This window comes from Shewanella pneumatophori (assembly GCF_023283895.1).
Lineage (GTDB): Bacteria > Pseudomonadota > Gammaproteobacteria > Enterobacterales > Shewanellaceae > Shewanella > Shewanella pneumatophori.
Genome location: NZ_JAKILB010000001.1, coordinates 451589 through 473070, shown reverse-complemented (window position 1 = coordinate 473070; position 21482 = coordinate 451589). Strand labels below are relative to the sequence as shown.

The following is a 21482-nucleotide window of genomic DNA, read 5'->3' as shown; positions in this document are numbered from 1 at the left end:
CTGCTGAATGAATAACTGTGCATGTAAACCAATATATACATGCAATGAGCTGCTAAGTTGTCGTTTCAATGATGGGAAGTATTGAGAGTTAGTTTACGTTAACGTAATGTTCTTCCCGCGTATTAAAATAGAAAGGCGTTGCTGCAAGTCATAAAGCGACGCCATCAATAACAAGAGCACATTATGAGCAACGCAACAACGAATGCTGAAACAGTCCATCGCGTGAGCTTTCTTGATAAAGACTCATTGGCGATCCCAATTTTAAAAGTGTTACAAGCAGACGGCACCGCCTATGAAAACGCGGTTTTACCTGTTATCGACGAGACGTTAGCCAAAAAGATCCACGATACCTGCGTGTTTACTCGCGTACTAGACGAGCGTATGTTGGGGGCGCAGCGTCAAGGTCGTATTAGTTTTTACATGACCTGTACCGGTGAAGAGGCCTCTATTATTGGTAGCACTGCCGCGTTAGATGATGGCGATGTTATTTTGGCTCAATACCGTGAACATGCTGCGCTACGTTATCGTGGTTTCACCACTGAGCAGTTTATGAATCAAATGTTCAGTAATGAGAAAGATTTTGGTAAAGGCCGCCAAATGCCAATTCATTACGGCAGCCAAGCATTAAATTATCAAACGATTTCATCACCACTAGCCACTCAAATTCCCCAAGCAACGGGCGTTGCATACAGCCTAAAGCGCCAAGGAAAGCGCAATATCGCTATCTGTTATTTTGGAGAGGGCGCTGCATCTGAAGGTGATTTTCACGCCGGGTTAAATATGGCCGCGGTGTTGAACACGCCGGTTATTTTCTTCTGCCGCAATAATGGTTACGCCATTTCAACGCCAACTGATGAACAGTTTAAAGGCAATGGTATTGCAAGCCGCGGTGTGGGTTATGGCATGCATACTATCCGTGTCGATGGTAACGATATGCTGGCAGTACTTGCTGCGACTCAGCAAGCCCGTGCTTATGCACTTGAGCATAATGCGCCAGTGTTAATTGAAGCCATGACATACCGCCTTGGTGCACACTCTTCATCGGATGATCCTTCTGGATATCGCTCTAAAGAGGAAGAGGCAAAATGGCAGCAACATGATCCGGTTAAACGCTTTAAGTTGTGGATGGTAAATAAAGGCTGGATGGACGAGCAAACAGACAGTGAGCTTTACGTTAAATATCGTGAAGAAGTGTTAGCTGAGCTGAAAGTCGCTGAAAAAGTGCCGACGCCGCATATCGATGAAATCATTACCGATGTCTACGATAAGCCAACGCCTATTCTAGAAAAGCAGTTAGCCGAACTTAAAAAGCATATTAAGAAGTATCCAGAATCCTATCCAAAAAGCGCAGGGAGAATATAAGCCGTGGCTCAAATGAATATGTTGCAAGCCATTAACGAAGCCCTAAGCTCGGAAATGGAAGCGGATCAAACAATGACGGTGTTTGGCGAAGATGTCGGACACTTTGGTGGGGTATTTAGAGCTACATCTGGTCTGCAAGAGAAGTTTGGTCGTGATCGCTGTTTCAATACACCACTGACTGAGCAAGGTATTGCTGGTTTTGCCAATGGTTTAGCCTCAAACGGCATGACTGCGGTAGCTGAAATACAATTTGCTGATTATATTTTTCCTGCAATCGATCAAATCGTTAATGAAAGCGCCAAGTTTAGATACCGTAGTGGTAACGAGTTTGATGTTGGCGGGCTGGTATTTAGAACGCCTTATGGCGGTGGTATTGCAGGTGGTCATTATCATTCACAATCACCAGAAGCCTACTTTACGCAAACTCCAGGGTTAAAAGTGGTTGTGCCACGTAATCCAGAGCAAGCGAAAGGGTTATTAATTGCCTCTATTCGCGATAAAAATCCAGTGATCTTCTTTGAGCCAAAACGTCTTTATCGTGCCTCTGTTGGTGAAGTGCCTGAAGGTGAACATATTATCGAGCTGGGTAAGGCTGAAGTGGTTCAAGAAGGTAGTGATATTACCTTGTTGGGTTGGGGCGCACAGATGGAAATCCTTGAGCATGCTGCTGAAAAAGCGGCGAAAAAAGGTATTTCTTGTGAAATTATTGACCTAAGAACGCTTTCACCTTGGGATGTTGATACGGTAGCTGAATCCGTTAAAAAGACCGGCCGCTTACTGATCAACCATGAAGCGCCATTAACCGGTGGTTTTGCTGGCGAAATTGCCGCGACAATCCAACAAGAGTGTTTCTTATATCTTGAGTCGCCAATTGCGCGCGTATGTGGACTGGATACACCATATCCGTTGATCCATGAAAAAGAATATATGCCAGACGCATTAAAGACGTATGAAGCGATCTTAGCTTCAGTCAATTTTTAGGAGCCGGCCATGATTAAAGATTTTATCCTACCGGATATCGGCGAAGGCGTTGTTGAGTGCGAGCTGGTTGAATGGTTAGTTGAAGAAGGTGATAGTGTGGTTGAAGATCAGCCTATTGCCGATGTAATGACTGATAAAGCATTAGTGCAGATCCCTGCGCCAAATGCTGGTGTGATCACTAAACTGTTTTACGCTAAAGGTGAGATCGCAAAAGTGCATGCACCTTTGTATTCCGTTGATGTTGCAGAAGAGGGCGAAAGCACCTCAGAAGCACAAGCAGCATATGTAGCCGTTGAACAAGACGATGCAGTAAGCGTACAGAATAATGCTACAGCAGGCGTTATTATTGAAGAGTTCCTATTGCCGGATATCGGTGAAGGGATCGTTGAGTGTGAACTGGTTGAATGGTTAGTCGAAGAAGGTGATTCTGTAGTTGAAGATCAACCTATTGCCGATGTAATGACCGACAAAGCACTTGTACAAATCCCGGCAATTAAAAACGGTAAAATTGCCAAGCTACATTACCGTAAAGGCCAACTAGCTAAAGTACATGCACCGCTATTTGCCATTGAAGTGGTAAATGAAACGCCTGCTATTACTAGCACACAAAGTAATGCCACAGCTGATAGTGCTAAAGAGCAACAAGTACAGAATGCTGGACCTGTTGCACAGGGCAAAGCGTTAGCTAGCCCAGCTGTGCGCCGCTTAGCACGTAGTTTAGATCTTGATATTGCTACCGTGACTGGTACTGGTAAGAATGGTCGCGTGTATAAAGAAGATATTGAGCGTCATCAATCAGGTCAAACAACTGCGGTTGTTGCTCAACGTTCCGAAGTAGCGAGCAATGTTGTCAATACTAGTTCTGGTAATAATGCTTCTGTCGCTAACAACACTGCATCAGCAAGCAGCAATAGTGCAGATAGAGTAGAGCCAATTAAGGGCGTTCGCGCAGTAATGGCGAAGATGATGACGGAATCGGTTTCCACAATTCCTCACTTTACTTACTGTGAGGAATTTGATTTAACAAAATTAGTTGCATTACGTGAAAGCATGAAGAAGAAATACTCAACAGATGAGCTAAAGCTCACTATGATGCCGTTCTTTATGAAGTCTATGTCTCTGGCGTTAGCGCAATTTCCGGATATGAACAGCCAAGTGAATGCCGACTGTACTGAGCAAACGTTTTTAGCGAGTCATAATATCGGTATGGCCGTTGACTCAAAAGTGGGTTTACTGGTGCCTAACGTTAAAAACGTTCAAGACAAAACCATTCTAGAAGTCGCTGCTGAAATCACTCGGTTAACTAACGCAGCTCGCAGCGGTCGTGTATCTCCAGCAGATCTTAAAGGTGGCAGCATTTCAATTTCAAACATTGGCGCGCTTGGCGGTACAGTCGCTACCCCAATAATTAATAAACCAGAGGTTGCAATTGTGGCTTTAGGTAAGCTGCAGGTGTTACCAAGGTTTAATGATAAAGGTGAAGTCGAAGCGCGTAAGATCATGCAAGTGAGTTGGTCTGGTGATCACCGCGTGATAGATGGTGGCACGATTGCTCGTTTCTGCAATTTATGGAAACTTTATCTAGAGCAACCACAAGAAATGCTATTAGCGATGCAATAATTCCAGTATTAGAGCTCGTTATATTAAAGGATTTCAACAGGTTAAAAGGCGCTTATTTGAGCGCCTTTTTTTATGCTCAATATCGCTATAAGAGTTTTAAAATTGTGAACTATTCCGTATAATTCCGCTAATCTGTTATTGCCCTTTGGTTGTACTATGAGCGCGTTTGCCCCAATTATCGAAAATATTGATTATCCTTTTCCGGCTAAACCTATTCCTTTATCTGATGAAGCAAAAGCTGAATCAAAAGCCAAAATTAAGCAGCTTTTAAAAGATAAAGATGCGGTACTCGTTGCCCATTATTATACAGATCCTGAAATTCAAGCTTTAGCTGAAGAGACGGGCGGTTGTGTATCTGATTCGTTAGAAATGGCGCGTTTTGGCCGTGATCACCCTGCAAAAACCTTAATTGTTGCAGGCGTTAAGTTTATGGGGGAAACCTCTAAAATCTTGAGCCCTGATAAAACAATTCTAATGCCGACATTAGAAGCAACATGCTCGCTTGATCTCGGCTGTCCAATTGATACCTTCAGCGAATTTTGTGATGCTCATCCAGACCATACCGTTGTTGTCTATGCCAACACCTCAGCTGCTGTAAAAGCGCGTGCTGATTGGGTTGTTACATCAAGTATCGCGTTAGAAATTGTGGAGCACTTAGATAGCCAAGATAAAAAGATGATCTGGGGTCCAGATCGTCACTTAGGCAGCTATATTGCTAAGCAAACTGGCGCAGATATGTTGATGTGGCAGGGCGAATGTATTGTTCACGATGAATTTCAAGCTAAAGCATTGCGTGAGCTTAAAAAAATTCATCCAAATGCGGCGGTATTAGTACATCCAGAGTCTCCTGCAAGTGTTGTGGAGCTTGCCGATGCTGTTGGTTCGACAAGCCAGCTTATTAAAGCAGCCCAAACGATGGATAACGACACGTTTATCGTTGCAACCGACAAAGGGATCTTCTATAAGATGCAGCAAGCTGCACCTGATAAGAACCTAATTGCCGCGCCGACAGGCGGTAACGGAGCAACCTGTAAGAGCTGTGCACATTGTCCGTGGATGGCAATGAACGGCCTTAAAGCAATTGAAAGCGCGCTGGAAAATAAAGATCCAAGTCAACATGAGATCTTCGTTGATGACACATTACGTTTAGATGCACTAAAACCACTAGACCGAATGTTAGATTTTGCAGCTAGCTTGAACATGAAAGTAAAAGGTAACGCTTAAGCGTTAATGCTTATCGAGAAAAAATAGCCCGTATTAACGGGCTTTTTTTTGCCTTTTGCTCAGCTAATTCGGAGATAATTACAGCAACCCATTACATTGATTAGTATTATTGATTAGCAATTATGCAAACGTTTGTGAATAAGCTTATTTGTCTTGACGCATTTAGGCTATTTCAGTAAAGTAGCGCTCCGTTGCTAAGCAAATAACTGTTTGTCAGATATTAAGATTTAGCAGGCGTGGTGCTAAACACGTAAAAGATATTGCATTGGTGAGCTGGCTGAGTGGCTGAAGGCGCACGCCTGGAAAGTGTGTTTAGGTTAATCCCTAACGAGAGTTCGAATCTCTCGCTCACCGCCATATAATAAAAAATCCCGTTATCGAAAGATAACGGGATTTTTGCTATTTGCAGCTTCAAGACCAATGAATCTGAATTTATCCATTCCTACAGCTAAGGTTAGCGCTAATGTTTAGCTTTTATCCTTAGCGCCCATGTTTAAGTATTATGTTTAGCCATTATGTGCTGTTAACTTTGGCTAATACCCGAGCGGCTGATAGCTCATTAGATTGCTATCAATATAATTCTTACTAAAAAGGCTCATCTGGGGTTTGTTAGCGGCTAACCTGGTAAGAGTCTTTACATTAATGGATTAATGCCTATCAACTATTTTGATGCAAAGCTGAACATGTAAACTCTATACGTAAGCTCAAGATGTAAGTTCCATGCGTAGTTCTATGGTTAGGTATCCTTTGACCTTACTTACGCTTATTCGCGTACTCAAAGAACTTGCGATGCTCAGGTCCCGCGCTATTTGCGTTGACTTTATTTGGATGCTTGTGCTCCTTCCAGCACGCTACTTTCTTGCCGATATTAAGGTGCGGAAAAATAGGTGCTCCGTCAAATTCTACCTCTAGAAACTCCAGCAGTCTGCTAAGGCTACTGCTGTCGCTAATGTCGATGCGAAGTAAATCATCGCGACCATTAAAGTAATCTAAAACTTCCCTCTGATGACGTAAATAGCAGGCTTTAAGGTGCTCAGCATCATCTGGGATAGCAGTTGTGGCAAGTTCAAAGGTGTGATTAAAGGTGCGCTTTAAAATTGGATTAAAGGTGCCTGTTGTTAGGTCAAGCTCAGCTTTCATCTTGTTGACTAGCATTTGCATAGAAGGTATCCAGAGCGATAAATCACGCTCTAGGTATACAAATTTGGAGCCTGGAAATAAACCATCCAGTTGTTTGTAATCGCAAAAGCAAGGTGAGTCTGAAACTATATCTGCTAATGTAAAAGCATGTTTGGTATAAGCCGTATGGGCGACTTTAAATCCATAATCTAACATGGCGACACTGATACTGGTTGTACCGGTTCGAGGTAGGCCAATAATAAAAACTTTATTCATATCATTCCAAATAACGCATATTGCGATAACAACCTGATGTGCAGTTGCAGATTATTTTGATTGTTAACTGCTTTTAAAAACGGATAGATGCTGTTGTGAAAGCTATAACAATGGGCTAAACAGGTAGAAAATTCGCTCTGCTGTACGGCTAGCAATCGAGCGCTTTTCCCATTCAACTTGTGAAACCTTTACTGCATCAGCTAAATAGCCTTGTTGGACACGCTCTAGCTTTTCGGTGAACTCCAGATTATCGACCGCTAGGGTAACCTCAAAATTTAGCCACAAGCTACGCATATCCCAATTAACGGTACCAATTAAACAGTGGTTACTGTCTATTACTACACTCTTGGTATGTAATAGCCCACCTTTAAAGCGATGAATATTGACCCCAGCTTCAAGTAACTCACTAAAAAATGCGCGGCTAGCCCATTCAACCATAATAGAGTCGTTTTTATCAGGAATGATGATATCGACCTGAACATTTCTTTGCGCAGCAATTACAAGTGCCATATGCAGGTTGTCGCTCGGCACAAAATAGGGGGTGGTGATCACGATACTTTTTTGCGCTTGATAAATACTTTGCAGCAATACTCGGTGAATCACTTCTTCACGCATGCCTGGGCCAGATGGGATCACCTGGACTAAATCGGTAATTTCACTGTCTTCGTGAGTAAGGCATTTAGGCTGCTCAGGCAAAAAGCGCTCGTTAGTTTCTACCTCCCAGTCCCAAGCATGGATGCTGTTTAATACCGGTACAGATGGGCCGGTGATCCGTACCATAACATCAATCCATTGACCAACTCCGGCATCTTGGTTGAAGTATTTTGGGTCAACCAGATTCATTGAACCTGTGTAACCTATTGAGTTGTCAATCACCACAATTTTGCGGTGTAAGCGCAGATCTAAGCGTCTAAAGAACATCCGAAAAGGTGATACTTCAAGTGCACTTGTCACTTGTATACCGTGGCTTTTCATTAATTTTGGCCATTTGCTTTTAAAAAAGTGTCTGCTGCCAGCAGCATCGAGTAACAAACGAACTTCAACGCCTCTTATCGCACTTTCTATTAGCGCATTGGCAACATCGTCGGCTCGGCCACCGGGATGCCAAATGTAAAACTCTAATAAAATTGTTTGCTTTGCTTGCTCTATATCAGCAATAAGCTGATCTAATATTTCATAGGTTTCGCTACATAGAGAGAGGTTGTTATCTGCTAAAGCGGGAATACCGACTTGTTTCTCACAGATCGCACTAATAGATTGGCCGTAAAGGCTGGCGACATGAGGTCGGTATTGGCGATATTCATAGAGTTTTTTAAACCATTCACCATAAGGTTTAAACATTAGCTCTGCTCGCAAGGCTCTTTTTTTACCTAAATTAAGCTCGCCAAATAACAAATAAGCAAAAGCACCACCTAAAGGCACGATATAAATAATCATTAGCCAAGCAAGAGAAACGCCAATAGAACGCCTTTTAGCTACGACGCGAATGCTGATCCCTGCAATCACTAGCCAATACAGAAATACCCCTGCTATGGTTAGTAGCTGGTAAAACTCATACATATTGTGCTTGATAGTATTTTCCTCAGGCGCGTTGTTAACAAAGGTTAAGTTGGAGCTAAGTAACCTAAAATTTATGTAGAATGATTATGTGACTAAACTAATGAGCTATTATAATGAAAAGATTACTTTAAATCTAAGTACAGAGTTGAATTAGCCCACTATGGCAAAAATTATTCGCAAAATTATTTTTCTATCTCTTATCGCAATCGTTGCGGTGGTTTTCTACATTTATGACGCTGCAGTGATCCCACCTGACGACGTACTGCTTACGAATGAGCAAGGCCAAAGCCAAGTGACTCAATGTATCACACAAACCACGAGTGCACCTCTTGATAGACACGGCAATTTAGACGTCACCACTTGGAACCTATATAAGCAGCAAAGCGATGGTTGGGATCAAACATTAAAACAACTTGTTGAACGTACGGATTTATTGCTTTTACAAGAAGCGCAACTATCTGATGAACTCAAATCGTTTGTTGAAACGCAAGAGCTTTATATGTTGCTGGCGCGCGCATTTAATTTTGCAGACGAACCCATAGGCGTGATGAATCTAACTCGTGATAAACCCCTTAGCAGTTGTGTATTCAGAAAGGCCGAACCTTACATTAACTTCCCTAAGTCAATGCTGGTGTCATATTATCTACTCAGTGATGCAAGCCAGCTGTTAGTGGTAAATATTCACAGCATCAACTTTACCTTTGGTATTGATGAATATTTGGCGCAATTAAGCGTGGTAAAACAGGCAATGAAGGATCACCAAGGACCTATAGTGTTTGCTGGTGACATGAATACTTGGAATGATCAGCGTAGCGCTGCAATTGATGAGTTAGTGAAGTCAGCAGGTTTAGTAGAGGCAATACCGGAAAATGATTCGCGTACTACATTTTTTGGGCATAATTTAGACCATATTTTTTATCGTGATTTAGAGCTAGTGAATGCTGAGTCAATTATTACCGCAAGCTCAGATCACAACCCAGTTAAAGCTTACTTTAGACTAGAGAAAAAATACCCCGTAAAAGCGCAAAGTTTGCAGCAAAACAGTGCTAACTAACGCCGCTTTGGCAAACTATTATCGATAAAGACTTAAAGCAGCATAATGTTGAATGTGACGAGTTTTAGGTTTTTTACAAACAAAACTATTACGCTTTTCGCGAAACTTTAGCCAGTTATTAAGCTGGCTTTTTATTATAAAGACAGGGTTATTTATGGAAAACGCTCACGCGTTACTTGCACAGTATTTTGGTTTTAATCAGTTTCGCCCTGGACAGGGGGAGGTAGTTGAAAATGTATTAAACGGTAACAGTGCTGCCGCAATTTTTCCTACAGGCTCAGGTAAGTCTCTTTGCTATCAGCTTCCAGCTTTAGCCCTACCACACTTAACTTTAGTGGTGTCACCATTATTGGCATTGATGGATGACCAATTACAATTTTTGAACAGTAAAGGGATTGCTGCGGCTTCTATTGATTCGACCCAAACTAATGAACAAAGTAGCGCTGTCATCCAAGGTGTCACTGACGGCACAATTAAAATTTTAATGATTTCAGTGGAGCGGCTTAATAATGAGCGCTTTAGACGCTTTATTGCATCTGTTCCTATTTCATTACTGGCAATTGATGAAGCCCATTGTATTTCAGAGTGGGGCCATAACTTTCGCCCGGATTACTTGAAATTACCGGCATATCAAAAGCAGTTAAATATCCCGCAGGTACTGTTGTTAACTGCAACAGCAACCCCTCAGGTTATTGAAGATATGGGAAGTAAGTTTTCCATTCAAAAAGAGTGCGTAACACTAACCGGTTTTTATCGCTCCAATTTAAATCTGCAAGCTGTCGGCATTCGCTCTGCAGATAAAATGGCTTATTTAAAAGATTGGTTGGCAGGCCGTATTGGTCAAAGTGGCATTGTTTACGTCACTTTGCAGCAAACTGCAGAAACGGTAGCTAAGTCTTTAGCTGGGGCAGGGCTCAATGCTATTGCATACCATGCCGGTATGGATAGCGATAAAAGAAAACAGATTCAAAATCAGTTTATGGCCGGTGAGATCCCGATTATTGTGGCTACAATTGCTTTTGGTATGGGTATTGATAAAAGTGACATCCGCTTTGTAGCGCATTTTGACCTACCTAAGTCGATTGAAAACTATGCTCAAGAAATAGGCCGAGCAGGTCGAGACGGATTTAGCTCAGACTGTTTGGTGCTAGCTAATCGCGATAATTTGAGTGTGTTAGAAAACTTTGTCTATGGCGATACTCCCGAAGCGAGTGGTATTGAATATGTACTGCAAGAGATTAAACAAGCTGCTGATGGTGGGCAATGGGAGGTATTGTTAACGCCATTATCAAATGCTTCGAATATTCGCCAATTAAGTCTTAAAACGTTATTGGTTTATTTAGAGATGCTGCGGGTGATTAAGCCAAAATACAGTTATTTTGCCGACTATCGCTTTAAATTGTTGAGCCCGTTGGCTGAGCTGTTGGCAAAATTTGACCCGCAAAGGCAAGAGTTTATTAATGCGCTGCTTGATAGCTCAGATAAAGCCAAAATTTGGTACAGCGCAAATTTCACATCATTAGAGCAAACATTGCCTAATAGCCGGGACCGCGCAATTAAAGCGCTAGACTATTTACATCAAAAACAACTTATTGAGCTTGAAAGCAAACAATTAACCCAAGTTTACGATGTATACAGTGCCAATATAAATGACTCTATCGCAACACGTTTATTTGAACGCTTTAGCATGAAAGAACAAAGCGAGATCAATCGTATCAACCAACTGGTCGATTTTTTTGATAGTGAATCGTGTTTGAGTTTACTGTTAGCGCAGTATTTCGCTGATCCTTATTTGAAAGAGCCTTGCGGCCACTGCAGCGTTTGTGCCGGTCAGAGTGCTCATTTGCCTGCGCCAGCACCATTACCGCCTTTGACTGAGTTAGATTTTACCAGCACTTGCGGCGATGCTATGACAAAGTTGGCCAGTAAAACCACCCCAATTTTATTAAGTCGCTTTTTATGCGGTCTTACTACGCCAATTTTTACCAAATTGAAAATGCGCCAAGTACGTGGTTTTGCCCAGCTCGAAAACTATCGATTTAAAGACGTGTTAAATTGGGTAGAGCCGAACTTAAATCGCTGAACATCAAAATAGCTAAGCATTGCTTTAACGATACAATCGTTAGAGCAATTGTCTGCCCAAAAGTAGTTTTAGTAAAACTAACCCCTAATAAGCTTTAGCAATATAACTTCACTGAGCCAAAACCCCGGTCTTTTATAAGCAGACTCATAAATGAGAGTTGGCTAATCCTTAATGAGTAAGAACCTTTCTCAGCCTAAATAATGTCAATTTTTGTTGCAAATTTAATGACAAACACCAGTTTGTTAAGGGTTTAAGTTATGTAACAAAGGTTGTCTAATTTGGTTTAATTACTGAAAAATTAAACAGAACATGATTTACTTGGGACGAATATAAAAAGTGGCAAAGACCACGAACTCGCAAATTAAGGGAATCACCATGAAAAAAGCCGTATTGCCGTTGGCTATCGCCTTATCTCTAGTTGGCTTAACCGCCTGTCAGACCCAATCAACGACTGACGTTGCAGCTGTCGAAATTTCAGATCAAAAACTCGCATTTGAGCAATTTAGCCAAAGCTTTATTGATTCACTTTGGATTGAGTCACCGACATGGGCACTGTATAGCGGCTTTCATAAATATGATGGTGTGTTGAAAGTTCCTAATGCTGCCACGCGTGCTGCAACGCTGGCTTTTATTGATGCTCAGCAAAGTGCACTGACTAAGTTTGACCCGAGTATGATGACTCCAGCGATGTTAACGGACTATCGCCTTATCGAGAACCTATTAGCAGAGATGAAATGGGATCTTGAAACATTTAAATCATGGCAGTGGAACCCTTCAAGTTACAACGTTTCTGGTGGTTTTGCGCAAATAATTAATGAAGACTTTGCACCATTAGATGAGCGTTTACGTTCAGTCTTGGCACGAATGGAGAATGTTCCCGCATATTACGCTGCCGCACGAGAAAATATCGTTAAGCCAACTTTAGAGCACACACAGTTAGCTATCATGCAAAACCAAGGTGCTTTCTCAGTTTTTTCGAGTGAGTTACTTGATAAAGCAATTACCTCTGATTTAACCAATGAAGAAAAGGCATTATTTGCCACCAGATTTAATAAAGTTTCAATGGCAATTAATGAGCACATTGATTGGTTAAAGGCATTAGAAGTTGATTTAGCTAAAAATGGCGCTAAAAGTTTCCGCATTGGTGAAGAACTTTATGAGCAAAAATTTGCTTATGATATTCAGGCTGGCATGACGGGGAAAACCCTTTATGAAAAAGCCGTAGCGGATAAAAATCGTGTTCAAGCTGAAATGGCAAAGATCACCCATAAGATATGGAGCAAGTATTTTGATACGGCAATTCCTGCCGCTGATAATGTTGCTATTAAACAACTGATCGACAAATTATCAGCAAAGCATGTTAAGCGAGACGACTTTGTGGACGAGGTTCGCGCGCAGATCCCTGAACTAGTTGAGTTTGTAAAAGCTAAAGATCTAGTCACTTTAGATCCAAATAAGCCCCTCGTTGTGCGTGAGACGCCTGCTTATATGCGTGGTTATGCCGGTGCATCAATTAGTGCTCCTGGACCGTACGAGAAATCAGGTAACACTTATTACAATGTCACACCACTTGATGGTATGAGCGATGAGTCAGCGGAAAGTTACTTACGTGAATATAACCACTGGATTTTGCAAGTGCTTAATATTCATGAAGCTATCCCGGGTCATTACACTCAACTTGTTTATTCAAATGAGTCGCCTAGCTTAATTAAAAGCTTATTTGGTAATGGTGCTATGGTAGAAGGTTGGGCAGTTTATACCGAGCGTATGATGCTAGAAGAAGGCTATGGCGACTTCGAACCTGAAATGTGGTTGATGTATTACAAATGGAACTTACGAGTGATTTGTAACACAATTTTAGACTACAGCATTCAAGTTAAGGGGATGACTGAAGAGCAAGCATTAGACTTGATGATGAACGAAGCATTTCAGCAACAAGCAGAGGCAGAAGGCAAATGGCGTCGAGCAACATTAAGTCAAGTACAGCTAACCAGCTATTACTCTGGTTATCGTGAGATCTACGACTTCAGAGAAGAATATAAAGCGCTTAAAGGTGATGATTTTGATCTAAAAGCCTTCCATGAAGAGTTTTTAAGTTACGGCAGCGCACCGGTAAAATATATTCGTGAGCTGATGCTTAATAAGTAATTCGCATTTTTTATACTTTATATTCAATCGTAAAATTAGAAGACCAGTAGCTTTTGCTGCTGGTCTTTTTTATTTGGTAGAAAAAAATAACAAAATATGATGCTTGTTAAGTTAAACAGACTAGTAAAAGCCTTTCTTTTATTGTAATCTAAATGATAACAATTCGCATTAAGTTTAAAAGATGAAACACGTATTATTGGTAGATGATGATCTTGTATTTCAAAGCGCGCTAAAGCCAGTTTTGGAAAGGGAAGGCTTTATTGTCACTGTTGCAAATAACGGTGTAGAAGCACTAGATAAACTCAAATCAACCACTCAGGATCTAATTTTGTTAGATCTCAACATGCCTGAGTTGAATGGAATTGAGCTACTTAAGCTTCGAGTTGATAAAACGCCGGTAATTGTAATTTCCGCCTTAGATGCAGAAGAAGAGCGAATAAAAGTCTATGAACTCGGTGCAGATGACTTTTTAAGTAAGCCTTTTAGCTATCGGGAGCTTACGGTTAGGATCCATGCGCTATTAAGAAGAATCGCTGTTGTTAGGGCGCAGTCAGAACTAGCGGAACCAGTACAGGACATTTTGTTTGACGATAGTCGTTTTGTAATTTCAATTTCTGAAAGACCGGTTTCTTTTACGCAAACAGAATTTAAACTGTTTAAGTATCTATTTGAAAGAAAAGGCCAGGTGATAACTAAGCAAGAACTTCAGCGACGTGTTTTACAAAAAGAATTAGGCCAATTTGATCGTAATTTAGATATGCACATTAGTAATACGCGGCGTAAGCTATCGGAAAAGCAGCTACCAAAAAGCTTGATTAACACCGTAAGAGGCAAAGGTTATAGCTTTGCATTAGCGAGTTAAACTTGCTGTTTTAGCCAAATTTGAAGAAACGGACTTTTAACTAATTACCTGCAAGCAGAACATAAAAAGGGAGCCATTGGCTCCCTTGTTCGTTATCGCTAGTTATAAATCACTAAGAGCTGTTATTTAAGCACTCATACTGGGTGGGCGTCATCTAACAGCCTTTAAACGATAAATACCTGCTTATTTTAGCAAAATAGTTGGATCAACAAATTCCATATCTAAAGCTTCAGCAACTTCTGCACAAGTGATCTTACCGTGCATCACATTTAGGCCGTTTAGTAAGTGCTTGTCTTGTAGTAGCGCTTCTCTGTAACCTAATTGTGCCAACTTAATAATATAAGGTAGTGTTGCATTGTTTAGTGCGAATGTTGAGGTACGCGCAACAGCACCAGGCATGTTTGCTACACAATAATGTACTACGTCATCAACAATATAAGTTGGATCTTGGTGTGTTGTCGCATGTGAAGTCTCAATACAACCACCTTGGTCGATTGCAACATCCACAATTGCAGAACCTGGTTTCATGCGCTTGATGTGGTCTTTAGTCACAAGTTTTGGCGCCGCAGCACCTGGAACTAATACACCACCAATAACAAGATCTGCTTCAAGTACATGCTTTTCAATAGCATCTGCTGTTGAGTAGATAGCTTTTACTTTATTGTCGAACTGAGCGTTAAGACGACGTAATGCATCGATACTACGATCAAGAATGACAACGTCTGCGCCAAGTCCAACGGCCATTTGTGCAGCGTTGGTACCAACCATACCGCCACCAATAATAACGACTTTAGCTGGCTCAACACCCGGTACGCCACCTAATAACATACCGCGGCCACCCATAGACTTCTCAAGTGCCATAGCACCTGCTTGGATAGACATACGGCCAGCAACTTCTGACATAGGCGCAAGTAGTGGTAGGGTACCGCGATCGTCAGTAACAGTTTCATAAGCGATACAAACAGAACCGCTTTTAACAAGATCTTCAGTTTGAGGAAGGTCTGGTGCAAGGTGAAGGTAAGTAAAGAGAAGTTGATCTTGGCGTAGCATTGCACGCTCAACAGCTTGTGGCTCTTTTACTTTTACAATCATTTCTGATTGGGCAAATACTTCTGCAGCAGTGTCGAGAATTTTTGCGCCTACAGCAATATAGTCTTGATCAGCAAAACCAATTCCTGAACCAGCATTTGTTTCAATAAAAACCTCATGACCACGTGAAGTTAGTTCGCGAACGCTTGATGGAACCATACCTACACGATATTCGTGATTTTTGATTTCTTTTGGAACACCTATAATCATCTTCGAGCCTCAATTTCGCATAAAAACCCATTTAATATGGGTGTAATTGTTATTTTATATTGCCTGAACGTGAATGTTTCAGGGAAATCTAGTATAGTATTCATTCCGTAGTTTATGCTGCTGAAGTTTTTGCTTAAGCAGTTAATAATATCGTTGTTAACGACAACCAGGGTTATAAATATGGTTAATAATAAAAAGAGTCCTATAAAAGACTTAGATCGTATAGATAGAAATATACTTAATGAATTACAAATTGATGGCCGAATTTCGAACGTAGAGTTATCTAAACGTGTAGGATTAAGTCCAACCCCTTGTCTAGAACGAGTAAAAAGACTTGAAAAACAAGGGTATATAAAAGGATATACAGCTTTAGTTAACCCACACTATTTGGGCGCTTCTTTATTGGTATTCGTTGAGATCACTTTGAACCGTGATACTGCAGAAGTGTTTGATAAGTTTAACAAAGCAGTTCAATTACTGGATGATATTCAAGAATGTCACTTAGTATCTGGTGATTTCGACTACTTACTTAAAACTCGAGTATCAGATATGTCTGCATATCGCCGTCTTTTAGGTGAAACACTGCTTAAGTTACCAGCGGTTTCAGACACTCGTACTTATGTTGTGATGGAAGAAGTTAAGCAAACTAATCGTGTTGCTATTAATACAGTTACAGAACTGTAAATATTAGTCTTTGCTGGTAAAAGGGGCCTTTCAGGCCCTTTTTTTATCGAAAACGATGAATGATACAAAGTGTTGCAAAATCCTCTTGTGAATAGTTATGCATCCATAAGCGAAAGTAGCAAACGCTGCAAAAAGTCTTAAATTCTGGTATCTTGTCCCTAATTAACATTTTTTTAGTGTAGGTTTTCCATTGTCCAAGGGAAATAGCGTTAAAACCCTATCTGGTATTCAACGATTACTGGAAGGTAGTCTTATTATTTGTTGCATGTTAGCAACCTACGTCTTAATCGCATTAAGCAGTTTTCACTCATCTGATCCAGGTTGGAGTCAGTCGCATTTTGACGGTGAAATCCAAAACCTAACCGGTGCAGTAGGGGCATGGCTCGCTGATGTGCTGTTTTATTTCTTTGGGTATTGTGCCTACATCATTCCCATTATTATCGCCCTAACTGGCTGGTTGTTGTTTAAGCGTACGCATAAGTTACTGGAAATAGACTACTTTTCAGTAGGGCTTCGATTAATCGGCTTTTTATTAATCGTACTAAGTCTTGCCGCACTAGCGAGTATGAATGCCAATGGCATTTATGGGTTTTCGGCAGGCGGAGTCGCTGGTGATGTTATTGCCGAGGCGATGCTACCTTACTTTAATAAACTGGGCACTACACTGCTGTTGCTGTGTTTTGTCGGTGCTGGTTTCACATTATTAACGGGCATTAGCTGGTTAACTGTTATTGATATGACAGGCTATGCAACTATATGGCTATTTAAAGCAATTAAGAATTTACCAAGCCGCTTTAAACCAGATATCGGTGACACCGAAGATACTCGTGGATTTTTATCAGTTGTAGAGCGATTTAAAGAACGTCGTAATGCGCAGGACCAAGATGTTTACGATGATGAATATGACGATGAAGAAGAGCAGGGCAATAAACACAGTCCTACTGTAGCTGAAACTAAGGCTAAACAAACTAGCGTTAATCGTGTTGAACCTAAGTTAGCGTCAACCGGCGAAGCAAGAGTTGAGCCTAAGTTAGTTAATAGTATTCAGTCTGTTGAAACTCAGCAAGAAGCTGAAGTAGCACCGCCATGGGTTACCCACACTGCAGAGCATCACTCTGATGTAGAGATTATCGATTTTGATAACACATCTTCAGTTGGCACGGCCGGTATACCTGCACCTGCTACAAATCATGCCGCTCCGGCAGCGGCAGCGACTAGTGCTAATGATAAAGTAAAGATTGTTGATGGTATTGTTGTACTTCCTGGTCAAGAGGAAGAGCAACAACGTGCGCCATTAACACCGTTACCTTGTATTTCATTACTGGATATACCTGATCGCAAGAAAAACCCAATTAGTGAAGAAGAGCTTGAGCAAATCGGTAAACTGGTAGAAGTTAAGCTGGCTGACTTTAATATTACTGCTAACGTTGTTGGCGTATATCCAGGGCCAGTTGTAACACGCTTCGAGCTAGAATTAGCACCGGGTATTAAAGCATCAAAAATTACCAACCTTTCAAAAGATTTGGCACGCTCTCTGTTAGCTGAAAACGTACGTGTTGTTGAAGTTATCCCTGGTAAAGCGTATGTGGGTCTCGAGTTACCTAATAAGTTCCGTGAAACCGTATTTATGCGTGATGTGCTCGATTGCGCAGAGTTTAGGGACGACCCATCACATTTAAGTATGGTGCTAGGCGCTGATATCGGTGGCAAGCCGGTTATTGTTGACCTTGGTAAAATGCCACACTTACTGGTAGCGGGTACAACCGGCTCGGGTAAATCAGTGGGTGTAAACGTCATGATCACCAGCTTACTTTATAAGTCTGGCCCTGATGATGTGCGCTTTATCATGATCGACCCTAAGATGCTTGAATTATCAGTTTACGAAGGTATTCCACACCTATTGTGTGAAGTGGTAACCGACATGAAAGAAGCATCTAACGCCTTAAGATGGTGTGTTGGGGAGATGGAGCGCCGCTATAAGCTAATGTCTGCGCTTGGAGTGCGTAACTTAAAAGGTTACAACGCCAAAATTAAAGAAGCAAAAGCTGCAGGGCAACCTATAGTTGACCCACTTTGGAAAGCCTCTGACAGTATGGACGCAGAAGCTCCCGAGCTTGATAAATTGCCTTCAATTGTTGTTGTCGTCGACGAATTTGCTGACATGATGATGATTGTTGGTAAAAAAGTAGAAGAACTCATTGCACGTATTGCCCAGAAAGCACGTGCTGCTGGTATTCATTTAATTTTGGCAACGCAAAGACCATCGGTTGATGTTATTACCGGCTTGATTAAAGCAAACATTCCAACTCGTATGGCGTTCCAAGTTTCTTCTCGTATCGACTCTAGAACCATTTTGGATCAACAAGGTGCGGAAACATTACTTGGTATGGGTGACATGCTTTATCTGCCACCTGGCACAAGCGTACCTAACCGAGTACATGGTGCATTTATCGATGACCATGAAGTTCATAAAGTGGTTGCCGATTGGCATGCTCGTGGTAAACCACAATATATAGATGAAATTTTACAAGGATCTGCGGAAGGCGAACAAGTTTTGCTCCCGGGTGAAGCAAGTGAGTCAGAAGAAGACGTTGACGCCTTATATGATGAAGCTGTGGCTTTTGTTACCCAAACTCGCCGTGGCTCTATCTCTAGTGTGCAACGTAAATTTAAGATTGGTTATAACCGTGCTGCGCGTATTATTGAGCAGATGGAACTTCAAGGCGTGGTCAGTGCCCAAGGTCATAATGGTAATCGTGAAGTTCTTGCGCCGCCACCACCAAAAGATTACGTATAGTTATACCGAAAATATCACCAAAGAATTATTTCAGTGTTAACCCCCAAAAGGGGTTAACTCGGAGAGTAAAATGAAAAAGATACTAACTATTGCAGTGCTTAGCTTACCTATGTTTTACCAAACTTCAGCTTTTGCAACTGCGTCGGACGATTTAAAACTCAAGTTGGCAGAAATTAGCAGTTTAAAAGCTAACTTCAACCAAAAAGTAACTGACATTAATGACAAAGTGATTCAAACAGGTGAGGGAGTATTTGCACTTTCACAACCAAATCAATTCTATTGGCATTTAACCGCGCCAGATGAATCACTTATTGTAGCCGACGGCACCGATGTTTGGGTTTATAACCCTTTTGCTGAAGAAGTGTCTGTGATGGATATAAATCAAGCAATAAATGCATCGCCAATCGCTTTGCTAGTTCATTCCGACGATTCAACTTGGTCGCAATACAATGTTACTCAAAGCAATAATTGTTTTGATATTAGCCCTAAAGATACCGATAGTGGCGTATCTGAAGTACAAGTTTGTTTTAACGGAACTGAACTTACCCAAATGGTCTTAACTGACCAGCAAGGCAATATTAGTGATTTTACACTGTCGGATCAGCATGTGATTGCTGACCAAGATAAAGAACTATTTAAGTTTATTGTTCCTGATGATGTTGATATTGACGATCAACGCTTAAAATTAACCAATTAAGAGTTCACCGTGTCTAGTTTTAGCTTCGATTTTGCCCCGGATTTTAGACCATTAGCCGCGCGTATGCGGCCTGAAAAGTTAGAGCAATATATTGGTCAGGCGCACCTATTAGGTGAGGGCAAGCCATTGCGCCAAGCCTTAGAGGCAGGTCGTGCTCACTCTATGATGTTTTGGGGACCACCAGGAACAGGAAAAACCACACTTGCAGAGTTAGTCGCACATTATGCTAATGCACATGTGGAACGGATCTCAGCGGTAACTTCGGGTGTTAAAGAGATCCGTAGTGCGATTGAGCATGCAAAAAGCGTGGCCCAATCTAGAGGGCAACGCACACTGCTATTCGTTGATGAAGTGCATAGGTTCAATAAAAGCCAGCAAGATGCCTTCTTGCCATTTATTGAAGATGGTACGGTTATTTTTATCGGCGCGACCACAGAAAACCCTTCATTTGAAATCAATAACGCACTGCTGTCTCGAGCTCGTGTTTATTTAATCAAGCAGCTCGAGCCACAAGAGATCACCCAAATAGTGCAGCAAGCGCTTGAAGATGAAGAACGTGGATTAGGTAAACGTAAGTTATTAATGCCGCCAGATGTGGCAATCAAGCTTGCTCAAACCTGTGATGGTGATGCTCGAAAAGCACTTAATTTAGTCGAGCTGATGAGCGATATGCTCAAAGATGGTGAAGCATTCACCGAGCAAATGATTATTGAAGTCGCTGGGCAACAGCTTGCTGGTTTTGATAAAAACGGCGATCAGTATTACGACTTAATTTCCGCAGTCCATAAATCCATTCGTGGTTCAGCGCCTGATGCAGCGCTTTATTGGTATTGCCGTATGTTAGAAGGCGGCTGCGACCCCTTATATATTGGCAGACGTTTACTGGCTATCGCATCGGAAGATATCGGTAACGCAGATCCTATGGCGATGACTGTGGCAGTAAATGCTTGGGAGTGTTTTCACCGAGTAGGACCATCAGAAGGCGAGCGAGCGATTGCACAAGCAGTGCTATATTTAGCAAGTGCGCCAAAAAGTAACGCTGTTTATACTGCATTTGCTCAGGCTCGTCAGCTTGCCCGAGAAACTGGGCATGAACCCGTACCTGAACACCTGCGTAATGCGCCAACTAAACTGATGAAAGAAATTGGCTATGGACAAGGTTATCGTTATGCCCACGATGAACCTAATGCCTATGCTAGTGGTGAAAAATATCTGCCAGCCGCGCTAGCTGAACAGCGTTTTTACTATCCAACAGAACGTGGATTTGAAAAGCGCATTAAAGATAAGTTGGCGCAACTAAAGCAGTTAGATGAACAAAGTGAGGTTAAAAGATATGAATAATGTTCTTTTTGTCGCCTTAGGCGGATCAATTGGTGCAGTTTTTCGTTATCTTATCTCATTATTGATGCTTCAGGTATTTGGTAGTGGATTTCCTTTTGGTACACTGATGGTCAATATCTTAGGTTCGTTTCTTATGGGGGTAATTTTTGCCCTTGGCCAAGTAAGCGAACTTAGCCCAGAGATTAAGGCGTTTATTGGTGTGGGTATGCTAGGTGCTCTCACCACGTTTTCAACTTTTTCCAATGAAACTTTATTGCTGATGCAAGAAGGTTATTTGGTAAAAGCCATATTGAATGTTGTTGTTAATGTTGGCGTGTGTATATTCGTCGTGTATCTCGGACAACAATTAGTGTTTTCTCGTTTTTAACTATTAAG

The 21482-nt window shown here is 41.6% G+C and carries 16 protein-coding genes and 1 tRNA gene; 14 read left to right on the top strand and 3 right to left on the bottom strand.

All coding sequences use genetic code 11. The annotated features are described in order from the left end of the window. Positions 1 to 183 precede the first annotated feature (183 nt). The 5 genes from L2740_RS02065 (at position 184) to L2740_RS02045 (ending at position 5544) form a co-directional block, all read left to right on the top strand. Positions 184 to 1362: a thiamine pyrophosphate-dependent dehydrogenase E1 component subunit alpha gene (locus L2740_RS02065; RefSeq protein ID WP_248948335.1), complete on the top strand. Its 1179-nt coding sequence runs from the start codon at positions 184 to 186 to the stop codon at positions 1360 to 1362. 3 nt (positions 1363 to 1365) lie between these two features. Further along, complete coding sequence (locus tag L2740_RS02060) at positions 1366 to 2343, top strand: alpha-ketoacid dehydrogenase subunit beta (RefSeq protein WP_248948334.1); 978 nt, start codon at positions 1366 to 1368, stop codon at positions 2341 to 2343. Between the two features lie 9 nt (positions 2344 to 2352). After that, a complete protein-coding gene (locus L2740_RS02055) occupies positions 2353 to 3963 on the top strand; it encodes a dihydrolipoyllysine-residue acetyltransferase (RefSeq protein ID WP_248948332.1) in 1611 nt (536 codons plus the stop codon). Between the two features lie 156 nt (positions 3964 to 4119). Continuing rightward, entirely contained in the window at positions 4120 to 5187 is a 1068-nt protein-coding gene (nadA, locus tag L2740_RS02050) for a quinolinate synthase NadA (protein ID WP_248948331.1), read from the top strand. A gap of 267 nt (positions 5188 to 5454) precedes the next feature. After that, positions 5455 to 5544, top strand: a tRNA-Ser gene (locus L2740_RS02045). 396 nt (positions 5545 to 5940) lie between these two features. Here L2740_RS02045 and L2740_RS02040 read toward each other — a convergent pair. Continuing rightward, positions 5941 to 6582: a sulfotransferase gene (locus L2740_RS02040; protein WP_248948329.1), complete on the bottom strand. Its 642-nt coding sequence runs from the start codon at positions 6580 to 6582 to the stop codon at positions 5941 to 5943. Positions 6583 to 6684: 102 nt separating this feature from the next. After that, a complete protein-coding gene (cls, locus tag L2740_RS02035; protein WP_248948327.1) occupies positions 6685 to 8142 on the bottom strand; it encodes a cardiolipin synthase in 1458 nt (485 codons plus the stop codon). Between the two features lie 160 nt (positions 8143 to 8302). Between cls and L2740_RS02030 the strand changes: the two genes are divergently transcribed. The 4 genes from L2740_RS02030 (at position 8303) to L2740_RS02015 (ending at position 14289) form a co-directional block, all read left to right on the top strand. Then, positions 8303 to 9196, top strand: coding sequence for an endonuclease/exonuclease/phosphatase family protein (locus L2740_RS02030; protein WP_248948325.1), 894 nt, complete (start codon positions 8303 to 8305; stop codon positions 9194 to 9196). A gap of 154 nt (positions 9197 to 9350) precedes the next feature. Beyond that, entirely contained in the window at positions 9351 to 11279 is a 1929-nt protein-coding gene (locus tag L2740_RS02025; RefSeq protein WP_248948323.1) for a RecQ family ATP-dependent DNA helicase, read from the top strand. 375 nt (positions 11280 to 11654) lie between these two features. Continuing rightward, positions 11655 to 13427, top strand: coding sequence for a DUF885 domain-containing protein (locus L2740_RS02020; RefSeq protein WP_248948321.1), 1773 nt, complete (start codon positions 11655 to 11657; stop codon positions 13425 to 13427). Between the two features lie 181 nt (positions 13428 to 13608). Next, on the top strand, positions 13609 to 14289 hold the full coding sequence (locus L2740_RS02015; protein ID WP_248948319.1) for a response regulator transcription factor: 681 nt from the start codon (positions 13609 to 13611) through the stop codon (positions 14287 to 14289). A gap of 183 nt (positions 14290 to 14472) precedes the next feature. Here the strand turns inward: L2740_RS02015 and ald are convergent, their stop codons facing one another. Next, positions 14473 to 15588 carry an alanine dehydrogenase gene (ald, locus tag L2740_RS02010; RefSeq protein WP_248948318.1) on the bottom strand — a complete coding sequence of 372 codons (1116 nt, stop codon included), beginning with the start codon at positions 15586 to 15588 and terminating at the stop codon, positions 14473 to 14475. Positions 15589 to 15768: 180 nt separating this feature from the next. Between ald and lrp the strand changes: the two genes are divergently transcribed. The 5 genes from lrp to crcB all read left to right on the top strand — a co-directional run bounded on the left by lrp (position 15769) and on the right by crcB (position 21474). Beyond that, on the top strand, positions 15769 to 16272 hold the full coding sequence (lrp, locus tag L2740_RS02005; RefSeq protein ID WP_028768941.1) for a leucine-responsive transcriptional regulator Lrp: 504 nt from the start codon (positions 15769 to 15771) through the stop codon (positions 16270 to 16272). Positions 16273 to 16462: 190 nt separating this feature from the next. Further along, entirely contained in the window at positions 16463 to 19069 is a 2607-nt protein-coding gene (locus tag L2740_RS02000) for a DNA translocase FtsK (protein WP_275973929.1), read from the top strand. A gap of 70 nt (positions 19070 to 19139) precedes the next feature. Continuing rightward, the gene (gene lolA, locus L2740_RS01995) at positions 19140 to 19766 is read left to right on the top strand and encodes an outer membrane lipoprotein periplasmic chaperone LolA (RefSeq protein ID WP_248948317.1); all 627 of its coding nucleotides are present in this window, start codon (positions 19140 to 19142) and stop codon (positions 19764 to 19766) included. Positions 19767 to 19775: 9 nt separating this feature from the next. Continuing rightward, positions 19776 to 21107, top strand: coding sequence for a replication-associated recombination protein A (locus L2740_RS01990; protein WP_248948315.1), 1332 nt, complete (start codon positions 19776 to 19778; stop codon positions 21105 to 21107). Further along, positions 21100 to 21474 carry a fluoride efflux transporter CrcB gene (gene crcB, locus L2740_RS01985; protein WP_248472244.1) on the top strand — a complete coding sequence of 125 codons (375 nt, stop codon included), beginning with the start codon at positions 21100 to 21102 and terminating at the stop codon, positions 21472 to 21474. The genes L2740_RS01990 and crcB overlap by 8 nt, the downstream gene beginning before the upstream one ends. Positions 21475 to 21482 lie beyond the last annotated feature (8 nt).